Genomic DNA, 17,029 nt, shown 5'->3' on the forward strand with positions numbered 1-17,029 from the left:
CACCGGTGCGGCAGCGATGAAGGCGCGGCGAGCGGCACGTGTCGCCGCGGTGGACACGAATCGGGCAGGCCGTCGCCGGCGTGGACAGTTTGTCGGCACCCGTAGACTGCGACGTTCCTGCGGCAAGCATGGCACGTCAATTGCAAGTTGATGGGCAACCTCGTTCCACGCGTTCGCGCATACAGACAATGAACCAGACCTTTCGTTCGACCTCCTTTCAACACATTGCCCCGGAATTGCGACTGTACTGCGGTGAGGAAAGTCTCGCTGCCTTGGCGAGGGAGATCAAGCGCGGTGGGTGTCAGCGTGCAGTGATCGTCAGCGGTCGGTCAGTCGGCTCGTCCAATGCGATGCAGCAGTTGCGCGATGTGCTCGGCCCCGTGCTGGTCGGCGAATCTCCTACGGTTCGGCCGAATAGTCCCGTGCGCGCCGTGGAGGAAGCGGCGCGTGCGCTGAGCGCACTGGACGCAGACGCCGTGATCGCGGTGGGCGGTGGGTCGGCCGCAGTCACGGCGCGTGCGGCAAGCATCCTGCTCGCGGAGAAGCGGCCTGCGCACGAGCTTTGCACCCGCAGGCTCCCGGACGGCGCGTTCGATAGTCCTCGGCTTGCCGCTCCCAAGCTCGCGCAATTCGTTGTGCCGACCACACCCAGTACGGCGTTCGTCAAGGCGGGAAGCGCCGTGCACGACGACGAGACGGGGCAGCGGCTTGCCTTGTTCGATCCGAAGACGCGGGCCAAGGCAATCTTCCTTCACCCAGGGTTTCTCGGCACTGCACCGGCGGCGCTCGTCGAGGGTGCGACGCTCAACACGCTTTCCACTGCAGTCGAGGCGCTGGAGTCGCCGCGCTGCGACCTCGTGTCGGAGGCGATGTTGACGCAAGCGCTACGACTTGTCGCGCGCAACATCGACCGCATGTCGCCCGAAGATGTCGCGGCTCGGGAACGTTTGGCGATCGCCGCCGTTCTTTGCGGCCGGGGTACCGAGCAGTCGGGCGGCGGGCTTTCGTCGGTACTCGCACACGCAATCGGTCATCGAAGCGACGTATCGAACGGGATCATCAACGCAATCGTTCTGCCGCACACGATGGGTTTCAATAGCCCGGCGACGCACTATACGGTCGGGCGCATTGCCGAAAGCCTATGGCTTCCGCTGGCTTCCGACTCGGCACAGCGGTACGCGATGTCGGCCGTCGAGACCCTTGAGCGCCTGCTCGCGAAAGTGGACATTCCCCGGAGGCTTCGCGACATCGGCGTGGCCCAAGAGGCTCTCGATCCGATCGCGGAAGCGGCGATGCAGGACTGGTTCATCAAGCGTAGCCCCCGTGAGGTGACGAACGTCGCCGATGTGCGGGGGATCCTCGACGCAGCGTGGTAGGCAATAACAATCTCGGAGACGGAGGCTTCTCGTGAAGCACGCTTCTTTTGACTGTCGATTCGCGGCGTGCGCCTTCGTGGTGGTCAGTGCAACGACGGCTTCGGCATCCGACCAGTTTCCGGTCAAGCCGGTGCATATCGTGGTGGCGATGGCGCCTGGCGGCATGGTCGATACGGTCACGCGTTTGCTGGCGCCAAAGTTGGGGCAGAGCCTGGGGCAGCCGGTGATTATCGAGAATCGCAGCGGCGGAGGCGGCTTGATCGGCATCCGGTATGTGAAGGACGGGCCACCGGACGGATACACGCTGCTGGCCACGTCGGCGGATACGCTCGGCCTCCAGTCGGCAGTCCGCCAGGATCCGGGCTTTGTGCTCCGCAGGGACTTTGCGGGCGTGGGGCCGATGGTCGAATCGCCGCTTTTACTCGACATCGGCGCCGGCCAGCCCTTCAAGACGTTCGGCGAACTGGCCGCGTACGCGAAGGCGAATCCGGACAAGCTGACCTACGGATCCGGCGGCGTGGGCAGTGCGACTCACTTTGCGACGGCCGCATTCCTGCAGCGGACCGCTCTGAAGATGATGCACGTTCCGTTCAAAGGCAACGGGGAAGCGCTGCCTGAAGTAATGAGTGGACGCATCTCCGTCATCTTCGACGCGCCAGTCAGCAGTTCCCCCTATCTGAAGGCAGGGAAGCTGAGAGCGCTGGCGGTGACATCCCCGAAGCGCGTCACTGCCCTTCCGGACGTGCCGACGGTCGCCGAGGCCGGTTATCCCAACTACAGCTACGTTCTGTATCAAGGGCTGATGGCGCCGGCCGGAACGCCGCCGGCCGTCGTTCAACGCCTGTCGGCGGCGTTGCAGGCGGCGCTGTCGGACAAGGCGCTGGCAGACCGCCTTCGGAGCTATGGACTCGAGCCGGTGACCATGTCACCACGAGAGTTCACGGATCTCCTGTTGAAAAATGAAGCCGAGAAAACAAAGCTGGCCGCCTATGTCGGCATGCCGAAGCAGTAGCCGGTGGGATCGGCAAGCAGGTGACGAACGCCGTCGACGTGCGAGGCATCCTCGACACGGCGTAGCAGGAAATCAAGGTCTTGGGAAAGGATCCTCTTATGAAGAAAGCATTGTTTTGCCGCAGACTGGCGGCGGGCGCATTCGTTCTGTTCAGCGCGGCTGCCGCTTCCGCGTCCGACGCGTTCCCCACCAAGCCGGTGCATATCGTGGTCGCGACGGCGCCGGGCGGCCTGGCAGACACCGTCACCCGCTTGCTGGCGCCAAAGCTGGGACAGAGCCTGGGACAGCCGGTGATTATCGAGAATCGTGGTGGCGGAGGCGGCTTGGTCGGCATCCGCTATGTGAAGGATGCGCCGCCGGATGGATACACGCTGCTGGCCACGTCGGCGGATACGATCGGCCTCCAGTCAGCAGTCAAGCGTGATCCGGGCTTCGTTCTCCGCAAGGACTTCACGGGAGTGGGGCCGTCGGTCGCGGCACCGCTTTTGATCGAAGTCGGCGCCAGCCAGCCCTTCAAGACGTTCGGCGAACTGGCCGCGTACGCGAAGGCGAACCCGGACAAGCTGTCATACGGATCCGCGGGCGTGGGCAGTACGACTCACCTTGCGACAGCTGCGTTCCTCCAGCAGAGCGCCTTGAAGATGATGCACGTTCCGTTCAAAGGCAACGGGGAGGCGCTGCCTGAAGTAATGAGTGGTCGCATCTCCGTCATCTTCGACGCGCTGATCAGCAGTTCTCCGTATCTGAAGGCAGGAAAGATGAGGGCGCTGGCGGTGACATCCCCGAAGCGCGTCACTGCCCTTCCGGACGTGCCGACGGTCGCCGAGGCCGGTTATCCCAACTACAGCTACGTTCTGTATCAAGGGCTGATGGCGCCGGCCGGAACGCCGCCGGCCGTCGTTCAACGCCTGTCGGCGGCGTTGCAGGCGGCGCTGTCGGACAAGGCGCTGGCAGACCGCCTTCGGAGCTATGGACTCGAGCCGGTGACCATGTCACCACGAGAGTTCACGGATCTCCTGTTGAAAAATGAAGCCGAGAAAACAAAGCTGGCCGCCTATGTGGGCATGCCGAAGCAGTGATTTGCACAATGAAATTTGGAGGAGTTGATTCATGACGTCATATACGCGTCAATTGGCAGATTTTGCAGCAGGACTCAAACTGGCCGACGTTCCGGAGGATGTGCGCAATCGCGCGAAGCTGATCATGCTCGATGGTCTCGGATGTGGGTTGTTCGGCGCAAATCTCGAGTGGACCCGAATCCTGGCTGGCGTCGTCGGCAAGCTCGAACCCGATGGCGGCCGAGCATCGGTGTGGGGGCGGGGCGAAACGGCATCTGCGGTGAATGCGGCGCTACTCAACGGCACGATGATTCAAGGTTATGAGCTGGACGACGCGAATCCGGCTTCCATTCACAGCTGCGCCGCCGTGCTGCCGGCGGCGCTCGCGGCGGCCGAATTGGTCGGCACCGAAAACGTAGATGGCGAAACTCTCCTGACCGCGATCATCGCAGGCTTCGAAGTCGGCCCTCGCGTGGGCCTGTGCATGAACGGCAACAAGATGTTGGTGCGGGGCTGGCATACGCCCGGCATCTTCGGACCATTTCCGGCGGCGGTGGCGGCCGGCATCGTTCTCGGTCTCGACGGCGAGCAGATCTACCATGCGTTTGGTATTGCGGGTGCCCAGGCGTCCGGCATCATGGCCGCCCAGTTCGGCTCGATGGTGAAGCGGATGCTGTCGGCGAAGGCGGCGCAAAGCGGGCTGTATTCGGCACTACTCGCTGCGGACGGGTTTACCGGCATCGAGGACGTGTTCGAGGAAACCTATGGCGGATATTGCACCACCTTCACGCAGACCGCCGACCAGTTCGACTTGTCCGCGCTGACCAGCGAACTCGGCACGCGCTGGGAAACGATGCGGATTTCGATCAAGCGGCACGCGGCAGTCGGCACGAATCTGTCCGCACTGGACGCGATTGAGGAGCTCATGGAGGAAACGGGCCTGACCGCGACCGACGTCGAGCGAATTACCGTGCGAATGACCGAGGATGCGGTGCGCCATTCATTCTGGACACCCTACATCCCCAACGGTCTGACGGCGGCCCAGATGCATCTCGGCTTCTGCATCGGCATGAAGCTCATCGACGGTGAGGTGTTCGTCGATCAGATGATCGACGAAAACGTCGGCCGACCGGATCTCGTCGAATTCGCGAAGCGTGTCGATGTGGTGCGAAGCGAAGCGCGCGAGCAAAAGGGCAGAGCGTTTGCGCGAGGTGCCGATGTCGAGATTCTGCTGACCAGCGGAAAGAAATTGAGCAAGACCGTCGACAACTTTCTCGGAAGTTACCAGCGTCCGATGAGCGATGAACTGATGGCGGCCAAGTTTCGCCGCCTCGCATCGAAAGCGCTGCCTGTGGATCAGGTGGGCCGCCTGGAGGCCGCTGTGTGCGCGCTCGAACGTGCCGACTCTACAACAGAGTTGCTTCGTCTTCTGCAGTTGCCCCAGTGATGAATCGAGCCGCTCGTCCGGCGATATGCGCGTGGACAGGGGAAAGTGGAATGATACGTATGACGATTCTCATCGTAGGTACGGTTTCGTCAGCGACGAAGCGGCAGTGCGGGCGTTTGCCACGGTGACGTCGAAAGATTGATGAGTCGGATAGACAGGCGCTGTCGATTCGGCTCACTAATCATCGGGTATCGTGGTGATAGGCTATGTCCGCGGTGAAGACACATTCAAAAAAGCGATTCAATGATCGCCACGGAGACATAGGGATAACACCATGGAGACACTCGATTTTGCCAGGCCTGGTGTGACGGCGGCGTCGCTGCGTGGCGTTTTGATTCTGTCGTCAGACGGAAAGGAGATGATGGCGACCGGTATCGTTGAGCAACGCGAAATGGCGACGAGAATCATCGCGGGTTGGCACGAAGCACGGCGTCGCCAGCAACACCTTTTCTCGGTTGAAGGTCCCGATTCTTCGTCGGTTGTGGTAATCGTGTTACCGGCCACGGACGCGACGATACTCGTTGCGCTGCTTCGAGATGGACGCGACGCGCTGTTCGAATTCGTCGGTTCCGTCGATTTCGCGAGCGACATCCTCAGTCATTTTCTGACGAATCCATTCGAGGCGCTGACCGTCGTCGATCGCGACGGGGTGCTGCGGTATATCAGCCCCGTCCATGAGCGCTTTTTCGGAATGAAACCTGGCAGCTCAGTTGGCCGTCACGTATCTGAGGTAATCGAAAATACACGGCTCGATCAGGTCGCGTCGTCCGGTAAGGCGGAGATTGGCGCAATTCAGGAGATGCGAGGCGTGACGCGGGTTGTTACGCGACATCCGATCAAGAACGCTCGTGGGGAGACCGTCGGCGCGATTGGTCAAGTCATGTTCAAGGGACCCGAGCAATTGCAGTCGTTCTCCACGGAGTTGACGAAGTTGAAGTCGGAGGTGGCGTACTACAGGCGCGAGCTGAAGGATCTGAAAAATCGGAGCTACGGTCTGGATCAGATTGTCGGGGACAGTCAGGCGATGCAGCGCTTGAAGCAGCAAATCGTGAAGGTCGCGCCGCTCGATGTACCGGTTCTGCTGACGGGGGAAAGCGGAACGGGTAAGGAGTTGGCGGCGCACGCGATTCATAAGTTGAGCGCCCGGCGGGATGGCAATCTGGTGATGGTGAACGCGGCGGCATTACCGTCGACGCTGGTCGAGAGTGAGCTGTTCGGTTATGAGGGCGGGTCATTCACCGGTGCTGAACGCAAAGGCCGGCGCGGTAAGATCGAGCAGGCAGATGCCGGGAGCCTGTTCTTCGACGAGGTCGGAGACATGCCGGCCGACGTGCAGGTGAAGTTGTTGCGTGTGTTGCAGGACGGGTCGTTCCAGCGCGTCGGCGGAACTGAAGCACGAAACTCCAATTTCCGTTTGATCAGCGCGAGCAACCGCAACTTCGAAGCGATGATTGCCGACGGGACGTTTCGGCTCGATTTGTTCTATCGAATCGGAGCGGTCGTCATTCGACTACCGGCGCTTCGCGAGCGACTCGACGATATCCCGCTGCTTGCCGAGCTGGCGCTTGACCAGTTTGCGGAACGGCACGGGCAGCGGCCGAAGCGGCTGTCGGACCATGCGCTTGCCTATCTCCAAGCACATTCATGGCCGGGTAACGTGCGACAGCTGATGCATACGGTCGAGCGGGCCGCCATATTCAGCGACACGGACATCATTGATGCAACCGACTTCGGCATCATCGATCTGTCGGATGCAGGTCCTCAGGCGGCCGTGATGGCTCCGACGTTCTCGAATCAGTCGTCGCATCCGCCTTCACCGGGCCAGTCGGACACGATGCGCGTGAGTAGCGCAGTGGAGCAGGTCGAGGAGCAGCTCATCCGGAAGGCGATGACGCAATTCAGCGGAAATAAGAAGCGAGTGGCTTCGAGCCTCGGAATCTCGCGGTCATATCTATATAAACGGCTTGCTCAAATGGGACTGACCACGTCTTGACAGACCGTGTGAGGCCGGATAGCGGAGCCACATGACTGTGACGATGCGAGCGCGCTTCTCGTTTGCTCCATGGCATATCGTTTGTGGGATTGCTGACGAAATGGCTTTTACGACGTCAGCAATCGCGAAAATATCAGGCGACGCCGTGCACACCGGATCGCCGAGCCCGACAAAGCTGCGAACCTGATTCGCGAGCGCAGCGGGTGCCGTGATACAGACGCCAGGTACGATCGTCGAGCCTCGTGCTCGTGTAGAAGACAATCGTGCTTACCGTGCGGACAATCGATTCGAAATCGTTCAATGGTCGACCTAAGAGATCGGTTGAGTGCCACGAATCGATCTGATGGCACATGTCTTGCGAGGTTGTTTGCATACCTCAACCGTTAAAACCGAGACAATGCGAAAATTCGAGCAGTTCTACATTGATGGCGAGTGGGTCGATCCTGTCGAGTCGCGTCCGTTTGACCTCGTCAACCCCGCGACGGAGGAGACCTTCGGCATCGTGGCGTTGGGAAGTGCCGCGGACGTGGACCGAGCGGTACAGGCTGCCAAGCGTGCGTTCCCGGCCTTTAGTACCGCGTCGAAGCAGGAGCGGATCGAACTCCTCGATAACATCGTCGCGGTCTACCTGCGCCGCGAAGACGACATCATGGCGGCACTTACCGAGGAGATGGGTACGCCGTGTTCGTTGAAACAACATACGGCGTCCGGCCTTGCCGCGCTTCGGCAGGCAATCGAGACGCTCAAGGGTTACGAATTCGAGAGTTGGCTGGGCGTCAGCATCATTCGTCGTGAAGCGATTGGCGTGGCCGGGCTCATTACCCCCTGGAACTGGCCAAACCAGCTCATTTGCAACAAGCTCGCGTCGGCCTTCGCAGCAGGCTGCCCAGTCGTGTTGAAACCGTCTGAATTCACGCCCATGAGCGCGTTGATCCTGGCCGAAATTCTTCACGAGGCAGGGGTGCCCAATGGGGTATTCAATCTTGTGAACGGCGACGGTCCAATCGTCGGCAACGCGATCAGCGCGCACGAGGATATTGGCATCGTGTCGTTTACCGGCTCGACCCGTGCCGGGATTCTCGTGGCCGAGGCGGCTGCGTCGTCGGTAAAGCGTGTCGCGCAGGAACTCGGCGGCAAGTCGGCGAACATTGTCCTGCCGGACGCCGATTTGCGGGCGGCCGCGGTATATAACGCGACACGTGGTTTTTCGAACAGCGGGCAGTCTTGCCATTCTCCGACGCGCCTTCTCGTGCATCAGGATCAACTCGAAGAAGTGCTCGGCTATCTTCGCGAAGCCGTCGCCGACATGTGTATCGGCGACCCGAAAAACCCCGCAACGACACACGGCCCGGTGGTTAATCGCGCACAGTTCGATCGGATTCAGCACTACATCAATGTGGGCCTCGAGGAAGGCGCGCGTCTGGTTTGCGGGGGCCCAGGCCGTCCGGACGGGTTGGACCGCGGATTCTTCGTTCGTCCTACGATTTTTGCCGATGTCACTCCCGATATGACGATTGCTCGGGAGGAAATCTTCGGGATGGTCACTTCGGTCCTGACGTACAGCACGGTAGAACAAGCGATCGAGATCGCAAACGATACCGAATATGGACTTGGTGCATACGTCTTCACCAAGAATCGCGAAAAAGGACTGAACGTCTGTCGCAAATTGAACGCTGGTCGCGTTTTCTTCAACGGTGCGCCCGCGAACACAGTCGCTCCGATGGGGGGGTATCGGAAATCGGGTAACGGTCGTGAAATGGGCGTGTTCGGGATGGAGGAATATCTCGAAACGAAGGCGATGATCGGTTTCGCCTGATTGTCTGTCGCGGCGCCGTGGCTATCGCTGTCGGGGGCTGCCGACAGCCAGGGCAAGCGGCGCCTTAGCGGTGCAATGTATTGCAAAAACCGGGGCGCGAGCTGATGAAGCGCGGTTCTCGGATTCCAGGAGAATGCACCCGTGGCGAGCTTCAGTTCCCTGATTCAGCAGGTTGAAAGGAGAAAACCCGTGGCGCAAGGTGGTCGCTTTCTGCTCGTGTTTGCCCTGACCTTGTTGACGCTGGGTTCCGCGAACGCCTACGAGAGTGGGCTGAATCGAGCTAATCGCGCGATCCCTGTTCCGACTACGGTCAGCCCGGAAATTCAAACGATAATCGCGGCGGGGCCACCTCCATTTTGGGACGATCATCCGAAGACACGTGCGGAATGGAAGCGCTGGGTTGGCAAGTTGGCAGACGCAACCGACAAACGCCTGGCTGATCTAATCTTGAAGATGGATGTGACAGTTCAGCCGGAAAAGATCGCAGGGGTCAACGTTTTTAAAGTCTTGCCAAATATTGTGTCGGAACGCAACGAGAACAGACTTTTGCTCAATCTCCACGGAGGCGGCTACGTATTGAATCCCGGTAGAGCAGGGCTGTACGAGGCCATCCTGATGGCTGGCTCCGTACACGCCAGAGTGTTGGCGATTGATTACCGCATGCCACCTGACCATCCCTATCCGGCAGCCTTGGACGATGCGGTTGCGGTCTATAAGGAAGTCATAAAAGGCACGGATCCCAACAGAATCGCGGTATTTGGCGATTCAGCCGGCGGCGCCTTGACGCTGGCTTTGGTCCTCCGCGCCAAAGCGGAAGGACTGCCTGTTCCCGGGGCCATCGCACCGGGCACGCCGTGGTCCGATCTCACCGAGACTGGCGACACGTACTTTACTAATAGAGGCATCGACAATGTGCTTGTCAGTTACAGCGGATGGCTTGGTGATGCGGCGACGCTGTATGCGAACGGGCACGATCCAAAGGATCCGATGCTTTCCCCCGTTTATGGTGATTTTCACGGTTTCCCTCCTGCGATACTCACGACTGGGTCTCGTGATCTGTTTCTAAGCAACACCTTGAGAGTTCATCGCAAGATGCGAGATTCCGGCGTGACGGCAGATCTGATCGTTTTCGAAGGCTTGTCTCACTATCAGTATCTCCTTTCTCCCGATGCACCGGAGACCAAGGCGCACTTTGCGGATCTGAGCGCGTTCTTCGACAAGTATCTGCATCCCTAACGATATTGCAGGCGTATCTCACCGGTTCCGGCAGTCCGACTGGACCCAATCCAACTCGTTAGCAAACGGTGCCTTGGCTATTGCATGGACGCATCTCCTGGGTGCGCCATTCCTTGACTAGCTGCCGGCGGTTGCGAGTGTAGCGTTCGGCGAGAACGTCCGCGGTAGCAATGTCATCCATACCGATCACTCGGAATCGGCTATCCAGCTCGCACCAGGCGGCGATAAACCGCTTGCCGTCGATCAAACCCAACATGATCGGCCAGACAACTTGTTCGTCAGTGGGTGCATGTTCGATCGACAGGGTGATACGCAACTTGCGCTGTTCGCGAAGCGCCCGGCGGATGTCGCTCAAGTCGAGTGGCGCCTGGGTCTTCAGCGGGTGACCCACGTAGACCGTATCGTCCTGGAGTGCCGTTCGCATGTCAGGGGGCAAAACAGCGTCGATCTTGGCCAATGCATTCGTCACGGCAAGGGCAAGTGCGTCGTCCGTTTGGTGGCTGACCCACTGTGCTCCGATGACTAGCGCCTGGATTTCTTCCGCAGTGAACGAGAGTGGTGGCAGAAGGAATCCTGGTCGCAAGATGTAGCCGACACCCGGCTCTCCATCGATATCGGCGCCCATGTCTTGCAGCGTCGCGACGTCGCGACGGATGGTGCGTAGCGACACGCCGAGTTCCAGCGCAAGCGCTTTTCCCGACACTGTTCTTCGGTGTCGTCGAAGCGCTTGCATCAGATCGAACAGTCGATGACTTCTGGCCATGCTTACTCCATCGCCACGACGCCTTTGCCGCCGAGCTTGCGGCCTCTTTCCAGCTCGGTAATCAGCTGGATGGCACCGTTCAGGGAAACGATTTCTCCAATGGGAATTTTGAATCTGTTTTCCCGAGCGGCGCTCGCCAGCTTTTCCAGAAGCTCCGCCCGCGGCGAACCGATGATGGGCTTGAGCCGTCGATCGAAAATCGCCCGAATAAGCTTGGCCGGGCCTGGGTCAAGATCCAGGAACACGCCACCGCGGCACAGCATGGCCAGGCCGTCCGATACCGTCATGGTGGTCGCGGTATCGTAAACCACATCGAAGCGTGTAGTGATTTTCGATAGATCGGTCGTCCGGTAATCGTAGATGTGCTGTACACCCAGTGATGTTGCTCGCTCCATGTCTCGGGCACTACAGCTGCCGGAGACGACGGCACCGAAAAGTTGGGCGATCTGCACGGCCGCTTCACCGACCGCTCCGGCACAGCCATTGATGAAGACGTGCTGGCCGGTTCGCAGTTTCGCTTTGTCGATCAGCCCGTTCCATGCCGTGACACCGGGGGTGCCGAGGCACGCCGCGGCCTCGAACGAAATGTTCTCGGGCTTCGTCGCTAGAAAGTCATCCTTCGTCACGACTGCCTTCCCAAGCGCGCCGCTTTCCTTGAAGCGGGCGAGACCGAATACCGCGTCGCCTGCTTTGTGGCGCGTCACACCGGCACCGACGCCGATGACCGTCCCCGAAAAGTCCATGCCCATCGCGCGGGGGAAAGCCTTGCCGGTAACAATCTTCATCTGTCCATTGCGCAACTTCCAGTCGATCGGATTGATCGCGGCAAACTTCACCTGCACGGCCACTTCGCCTTTGCCGGGCGCAGCCAATTGGAAATCCTCCACGCGCATGAGCTCCGGGCCGCCATAGCGGCTGTATTGAATGCGTTTCATGTGTGTTGCTACCTCAGCGTCAAGCCGTGCACAGGTCCGGAACCGCGACCTTGGCGAAGCAGGGTGGCCGGGCCACGACGGATGCCGGGTGTGCCTTGAGCCCGTCCTGGAACTCGGGCGTTCTGAAGGCATTGCGCCGTGCGGCCACGCGATCAAGGACGGCACAGTTGAGGCAGGTCGGGTTCTCGCCGATCGCGTGATGCAACTGCGTCAAGATGAAGTCCGGTTGGCGCTTCATGGACAGCGAATCGGCGGCCCATGCCGCAAGCAACGCGGCCTCGTCTTCCGGCCCCATCGTCAGGAGATTGTCCATAGCGATGGGGCCGGTGTCGATATCTGCCTGGCGGGATACCGGATAATCGGGGTTGGGCGGTTCGAATCGAGGCATGGCGCAGATCCTTCTCGGTAATAGGGGAGCGCGGTTCGCTGCCCTTTGTTCGCGGAGCCATTCTATGCAGGGGTGGTGCCAGTTTCTGGCACCATTCGAACGCGCTTTTTGCTTAGCATCGTTTCGAACCAGGGTTTGAGCGAGCGAATGCCCCGCACATCATCAGCTACCGCGGCAGTCCTTCGACGATGTACGCATTCGTGTGGCCGGAGCGCTGGCGGAACGGGCGGATTCGGGCGTACTCGGGCGAGTTGTACCACGCGCGGGCCAGGTCGATGCTGTCGAACTCGATGATGATCAGACGATGGTTCGGCGGATTGCCCTCCAGCCCATCCACATGGCCCGCACGCACGATGTAACGTCCGCTGTAGCGTTTGAATGTTGCATCCACCTGATCGCGGTACGGCTTGATGCCTTCCGAATCGGTGAGTTCGAAGTCGGCGATGTAGTACGCCGGCGTTTTGCCATGCGTGAGTGGGGATTCGGAAGTTGGCGTTTGAGCATGCGCGGCCAACACACTCATGGTCAATGTAGCGGTCGCGCCGATTGCGGCAAGCAAGGTGTGTTTCCGTTTCATGCAGGGAACTCCGTCGTGAGCAGGGTCAATTAACCGCCTTCGGTTGCCGCGCTTTGGCGCTGAGCTGTACGGGCGTCGTCTCGATCAGCGTGCGCGACTGGATCATCCGCTGTGTGAGTGCGACATATTTCTTGAAGTGCGGAGCTTCGATATGCGCCCGATAGGCTTCGTCGCTGGCATAGATCTCGAAGAAACGCAGATGGTTCGGCTTGTCCTTGACGGCGACCGAGTAGATGGCGAGCACGCCGGGTTCGAGCCGGACGGAGTCGTCCATCTCTTCCTTGACGATCGCTTTGTAGGTCTCCAGTTGTGCCGGATCGATCACTAGTTCGGCGATGCGCACTACGGTCTTGTCCGGTTCCTGGGCATGCAGCACGTTCGTTCCGGGGCTGCAGAGCGTGGCTGCGGCAAGCAGCCATGTTCTCAACCGAATGCGACGTTCAGGCATATGAGGTCTCGCTGGTTTGGTTGATGGAGGGCGAGGTTTTCGGATCGCGTGTTCGAGCGGGACTGTGCGATCACGCCTCGACGCGTTTCGGCAGTTCCGAGGCGAGGACATCGATAGCCAGACGGCAGCGCAGCGGAAGATACTGCGCTGCCGGCCAAACGGCGTAGCCCTCGACGACGGCCGTCGGCCGATGTCCCCAGATCTCGACCAGTTCGCCACGTCGCATTCGGTCGCGAATCAGCCAGTAGGGAATCCAGGCCAGGCCCATGCCGTCGACAGCGGCATCGGCGATTGCCTCGAGATCGTCGAAACGCAAGCGCGAAGTGGGCTGAAAATCGACAAGCGTATCGGCCGCGTCAGGAAGCTGCCAGAGCAAACCGTGCTCGTTGCGCCAGTAGGGGAGCAGGTCGTGTTTCGCAAGATCGGCCAGCGTGTGCGGTTCGCCTCTCGTTGCGAGATAGGCAGGCGATGCACACAGTACCTTGCGCTGGTTGACCAGCAGGCGTGCTCGCAGCGTGGTGCCGGTACCCGCCACGCCGTTGCGCACCGCGAGATCGAAACCCTCGGCGATCACGTCGACCTGACGATCGCTGAAGTTCAATTCCAGTTCGAGCTTCGGATGCGCTCGCGCGTACGATCGCAGGATCGGGGCGACGCAGTAGCGGCCGAACAGCGTGGGGAGCGTGACGCGCAACTTCCCGACCACTTCCCGGCGGCCGTTTTCCAGCATGGTTTCCGCAGCGCGCATCTCTTCGATTGCTCGAAGGCAGCGCTCGTAATATTGCTGTCCGTCCTCGGTCAGACACTGATTCCTGGTTGTGCGCTGAAACAACTGCACCCCGAGCCGCTCCTCGAGACGCGCGATAGCCTTTCCGACCGCCGAGCGCGTCAGTGAAAGCCGTTCACCGGCTTTCGCAAAGCCGCCTGCGTCGACGACCTCCACAAACAACTGCACGCCATCGAATCGGTCACGCACAGATCTGCTCCGCGATTGTAGAAATTAAGGAAGCATAGATGGGAATTATTTCCACCCATGCTTCTCAAAATTCTACTTTAAAGTGTTCGACCAGCAACGAGATTTTCGGGTGCGCTTGTGACGCGCTGCCCATTCAACCGACTCTCGAGACGCGCAAACCTTCAAGGCAAGGACAAAACACCGGTGTTGATTTCAATCGTGCATGACAGTGGCTACGGCCACACCGCGCGCGTGGCAGAGGCCGTCGCGGAAGGAGTTCGGCAGATCCATGGGGCCGAGGTGAAGCTGTTTGCAGTCGCTGATGGCGTCGATTGGGCAACGCTCGAAGCGAGCCACGCGATCATCTTCGGTTCGCCGACCTACAACGGCATGATCAGCGCCAGGCTCAAGCAGTTCTTCGAGGATTCCACGAAGGCTGCGTGGACCGCACTGAAATGGCGCAACAAGATCGCCGCAGGGTTCACGAACTCCGGTGCGCAGCACGGCGACAAGCTGAACTCGCTGGTATCGATGGCGCTGTTCGCCGCACAGCACGGGATGATCTGGGTTGGCCTCGATCTCATGCCCGGCAACAACAGCAGCACCGCCAGCGCTGACGATCTGAACCGGCTGGGCAGCTGGTTGGGTGTCATGACCCATGCGAACGTGGATCAGGCACCCGACGTAGCGCCGCCGGCAAGCGACCTCATGACAGCCCAGTACCTCGGTCGCCGCGTGGCGACGATAGCCGGCCGCCTCCAACCCGCCTGAACCGTTCTGCATCGCTTAAGGAAAACCAACGATGAAACTGCTTTGCCTCGATGTCCCCCAGCCGGGCGCCAGCCTCGAGAAATACCAGCCACACATGCAGGACGAAGCCCGCCATGCGTGGCAGATGTACAAAGGGGGCATCATCCGCGACATCTATTTTCGACAGGACCGTCCCGGTGTCGCCATCATCGCGGAAGCCGAGTCTGTCGAGGCCGCAAGAATTGCGCTTGCTGAGTTTCCGCTGGCCAAGGCCGGTCTGATCGGCTGGGACGTCATCCCCCTTGGCCCCTTCACGAACTGGGAGGCCCTGTTCGCTCCCGGCATTGCCTGAGTCTGGGACGTCGGGTGTATCACGACGGGTCATGTCACCGCGTATGACCTGATAGAGCCATCTTTCTACCGTGGTCGCGCGACGCGCGACGAGGACCACACTTCATGAACGCAACAGGATTCGCAGCTTATTCGGCCAACGATCCGCTCCAGCATCTCGACTTCAAGCGGCGAGCTCCGCGGTCAGACGATGTGGTGATCGATATCCTCTTTTGCGGCGTCTGTCATACCGATCTGCACATGGCACGCAACCACGGCGGCTTTACCACCTATCCGATCGTGCCTGGCCACGAGATCATAGGACGCGTGCGCCAGATCGGCGAGAACGTGACTCGCTTCAAGGTGGGCGAGATGGTCGGCGTCGGTTGCATGGTCGATTCCTGTCAGCACTGCCAACCTTGTCTGAAGGGATGGGAGCAAGACTGCGTCGAGGGTTCCACGTTCAGTTACAACAGCGTCGATCGGCAGGACGGCAGCATCACGTATGGCGGCTACTCGGACGTGATTGTCGTGCGCGACAAGTTCGTACTGTCTCTCCCCGACGGCCTTGATCCAGCAGGCGCGGCACCGCTCCTTTGCGCCGGCATCACAACATGGTCGCCGTTGCTCCATTGGAATGTTGGGGCGCAGAGCAAGGTCGCGGTCATTGGGCTCGGCGGGCTCGGTCACATGGCCTTGAAACTGGCCAAGGCGCTTGGTGCCGATGTCACGCTGTTCACCCGTTCGGCGGGCAAGGAAGACGATGCGGTCCGCCTCGGTGCCGATCATGTGGTGCTGTCGAACGACCCCGAACAGATGATGGCCGTTACCGGCCGATTCGACGTGGTCATTGACACGGTCCCTTATGATCACGACGTCAATCCTTATATGCCGACCCTTGCGTTGGAAGGCGTGCTGGTACTCGTCGGCTACATGGGGCCACTCAGCACCCCGGTGAATGCCGGATCGGTGGTGCGTGGCCGCAAGGCGATCTCGGGGTCGTTCATCGGTGGCCTGCGCGATACCCAGCAAATGCTCGATTTCTGCGGCGAGCACGGCATCGTCTCGGACGTCGAGATCATCCCTATCCAGAAGATCAACGAAGCCTATGAGCGCATGTTGAAAAGCGACGTGAAATATCGTTTCGTCATTGACATGACTTCACTCGAAACCTCAGGACAGCAAGCATGAACAGCACCCTCGTCAAACCTATCCTGTGCGTGGTCACCAGTCACCCGATCCGCGGCGATTCGGGCGAGCCGACCGGTTTTGCGATGGTCGAGTTGACGCATCCGCTTGCCGTGTTCGAAGAAGCCGGCATCCCGGTGGAAATCGCCTCGATTCGTGGCGGTCATCCGCCAATCGACTTCTTCGATCTGACGGATCCCGTCAATGATCGCTACTGGCAGGACAAGCATTTTCGCGACGAGCTCGCCCATTCACGCGTGCTCGGCGATCTCGAACCATCACGCTATTCGGCCGTTTTCTTTGCCGGTGGTCACGGCACGATGTGGGACTTCGCCGACAGCCCGGCTGTGCAGAAAGTCGTTCGCGAGATCTGGGAAGCAGGCGGCATCGTGTCGGCGGTCTGTCACGGACCGGCTGCGCTGGTTAACGCGACGCTCTCCGACGGCAGCTACCTTGTAGCCGGCAAGAATCTTGCGTGTTTCACCGACGAAGAGGAAGCCGAGGTCAACTACACGAAGGTCGTGCCCTATCTGCTGGCGAGCACGCTGAAGCAGCGCGGTGCGATGCACCGTCCTGCGCCGAACTGGAGCGAGAATGTCGTCATCGACGGGCGCCTCGTGACCGGCCAGAATCCGGCGTCCGCGCATGCCGTGGGGCACGCAGTCGTCAACCAGCTCAACGTCGGCCAGACGGCCTGAAGACGGAGCCAATCGTTGGGCTGGCGATTGCCACGTCCTGATCCAGGCTGCGGATCGCG

At 60.3% G+C, this 17,029-nt stretch carries 17 protein-coding genes; 11 read left to right on the top strand and 6 right to left on the bottom strand.

Going from position 1 to position 17,029, the window contains the following annotated elements; translation table 11 throughout:
- Nucleotides 1-188 precede the first annotated feature (188 nt).
- From G3N98_RS01405 to G3N98_RS01435, 7 genes are all read left to right on the top strand, one after another.
- Nucleotides 189-1,376 (top strand): iron-containing alcohol dehydrogenase family protein, encoded by a 1,188-nt coding sequence (locus G3N98_RS01405; RefSeq protein WP_206146954.1) that lies wholly within the window; start codon nucleotides 189-191, stop codon nucleotides 1,374-1,376.
- 31 nt (nucleotides 1,377-1,407) lie between these two features.
- Nucleotides 1,408-2,388, top strand: a complete 981-nt coding sequence (locus tag G3N98_RS01410) for a tripartite tricarboxylate transporter substrate binding protein (RefSeq protein ID WP_206146955.1) — start codon at nucleotides 1,408-1,410, stop codon at nucleotides 2,386-2,388.
- Between the two features lie 98 nt (nucleotides 2,389-2,486).
- On the top strand, nucleotides 2,487-3,467 hold the full coding sequence (locus tag G3N98_RS01415; RefSeq protein ID WP_206146956.1) for a tripartite tricarboxylate transporter substrate binding protein: 981 nt from the start codon (nucleotides 2,487-2,489) through the stop codon (nucleotides 3,465-3,467).
- A gap of 31 nt (nucleotides 3,468-3,498) precedes the next feature.
- Nucleotides 3,499-4,893, top strand: coding sequence for an MmgE/PrpD family protein (locus G3N98_RS01420; RefSeq protein ID WP_063808274.1), 1,395 nt, complete (start codon nucleotides 3,499-3,501; stop codon nucleotides 4,891-4,893).
- 274 nt (nucleotides 4,894-5,167) lie between these two features.
- Nucleotides 5,168-6,886 carry a sigma 54-interacting transcriptional regulator gene (locus G3N98_RS01425; RefSeq protein ID WP_206146957.1) on the top strand — a complete coding sequence of 573 codons (1,719 nt, stop codon included), beginning with the start codon at nucleotides 5,168-5,170 and terminating at the stop codon, nucleotides 6,884-6,886.
- Nucleotides 6,887-7,283: 397 nt separating this feature from the next.
- Entirely contained in the window at nucleotides 7,284-8,702 is a 1,419-nt protein-coding gene (locus tag G3N98_RS01430; RefSeq protein ID WP_206147029.1) for an aldehyde dehydrogenase family protein, read from the top strand.
- A 141-nt stretch (nucleotides 8,703-8,843) separates the two neighbouring features.
- A complete protein-coding gene (locus G3N98_RS01435) occupies nucleotides 8,844-9,938 on the top strand; it encodes an alpha/beta hydrolase (protein ID WP_346779053.1) in 1,095 nt (364 codons plus the stop codon).
- 58 nt (nucleotides 9,939-9,996) lie between these two features.
- On the opposite strand, the gene G3N98_RS01440 is transcribed toward G3N98_RS01435, so the two are convergent.
- From G3N98_RS01440 to G3N98_RS01465, 6 genes are all read right to left on the bottom strand, one after another.
- Nucleotides 9,997-10,701 carry a YafY family protein gene (locus G3N98_RS01440; RefSeq protein WP_206146958.1) on the bottom strand — a complete coding sequence of 235 codons (705 nt, stop codon included), beginning with the start codon at nucleotides 10,699-10,701 and terminating at the stop codon, nucleotides 9,997-9,999.
- Nucleotides 10,702-10,703: 2 nt separating this feature from the next.
- On the bottom strand, nucleotides 10,704-11,636 hold the full coding sequence (locus G3N98_RS01445) for an NAD(P)-dependent alcohol dehydrogenase (protein ID WP_206146959.1): 933 nt from the start codon (nucleotides 11,634-11,636) through the stop codon (nucleotides 10,704-10,706).
- Nucleotides 11,637-11,655: 19 nt separating this feature from the next.
- Nucleotides 11,656-12,024, bottom strand: coding sequence for an antibiotic biosynthesis monooxygenase (locus G3N98_RS01450; RefSeq protein ID WP_206146960.1), 369 nt, complete (start codon nucleotides 12,022-12,024; stop codon nucleotides 11,656-11,658).
- Nucleotides 12,025-12,190: 166 nt separating this feature from the next.
- Entirely contained in the window at nucleotides 12,191-12,601 is a 411-nt protein-coding gene (locus G3N98_RS01455; RefSeq protein WP_206146961.1) for a DUF1330 domain-containing protein, read from the bottom strand.
- Between the two features lie 25 nt (nucleotides 12,602-12,626).
- On the bottom strand, nucleotides 12,627-13,049 hold the full coding sequence (locus G3N98_RS01460; RefSeq protein WP_206146962.1) for an antibiotic biosynthesis monooxygenase: 423 nt from the start codon (nucleotides 13,047-13,049) through the stop codon (nucleotides 12,627-12,629).
- 70 nt (nucleotides 13,050-13,119) lie between these two features.
- Entirely contained in the window at nucleotides 13,120-14,025 is a 906-nt protein-coding gene (locus G3N98_RS01465) for a LysR family transcriptional regulator (RefSeq protein WP_346779054.1), read from the bottom strand.
- A 183-nt stretch (nucleotides 14,026-14,208) separates the two neighbouring features.
- Here G3N98_RS01465 and G3N98_RS01470 point away from each other — a divergent pair, with 183 nt between their 5' ends.
- The 4 genes from G3N98_RS01470 to G3N98_RS01485 all read left to right on the top strand — a co-directional run bounded on the left by G3N98_RS01470 (nucleotide 14,209) and on the right by G3N98_RS01485 (nucleotide 16,970).
- Nucleotides 14,209-14,775, top strand: coding sequence for a flavodoxin family protein (locus tag G3N98_RS01470; RefSeq protein WP_059620109.1), 567 nt, complete (start codon nucleotides 14,209-14,211; stop codon nucleotides 14,773-14,775).
- Nucleotides 14,776-14,806: 31 nt separating this feature from the next.
- On the top strand, nucleotides 14,807-15,106 hold the full coding sequence (locus G3N98_RS01475) for a hypothetical protein (protein ID WP_059620107.1): 300 nt from the start codon (nucleotides 14,807-14,809) through the stop codon (nucleotides 15,104-15,106).
- Nucleotides 15,107-15,210: 104 nt separating this feature from the next.
- Nucleotides 15,211-16,275, top strand: coding sequence for an NAD(P)-dependent alcohol dehydrogenase (locus G3N98_RS01480; RefSeq protein WP_206146963.1), 1,065 nt, complete (start codon nucleotides 15,211-15,213; stop codon nucleotides 16,273-16,275).
- Nucleotides 16,272-16,970 (top strand): type 1 glutamine amidotransferase domain-containing protein, encoded by a 699-nt coding sequence (locus G3N98_RS01485; protein WP_206146964.1) that lies wholly within the window; start codon nucleotides 16,272-16,274, stop codon nucleotides 16,968-16,970. Before G3N98_RS01480 ends, G3N98_RS01485 begins: the two co-directional genes overlap by 4 nt.
- The last annotated feature ends 59 nt before the right edge of the window (nucleotides 16,971-17,029 follow it).

The sequence above is a fragment of the Burkholderia sp. Tr-20390 genome (genome assembly GCF_017104595.1).
In the GTDB taxonomy this organism is placed as follows: Bacteria; Pseudomonadota; Gammaproteobacteria; order Burkholderiales; family Burkholderiaceae; genus Burkholderia.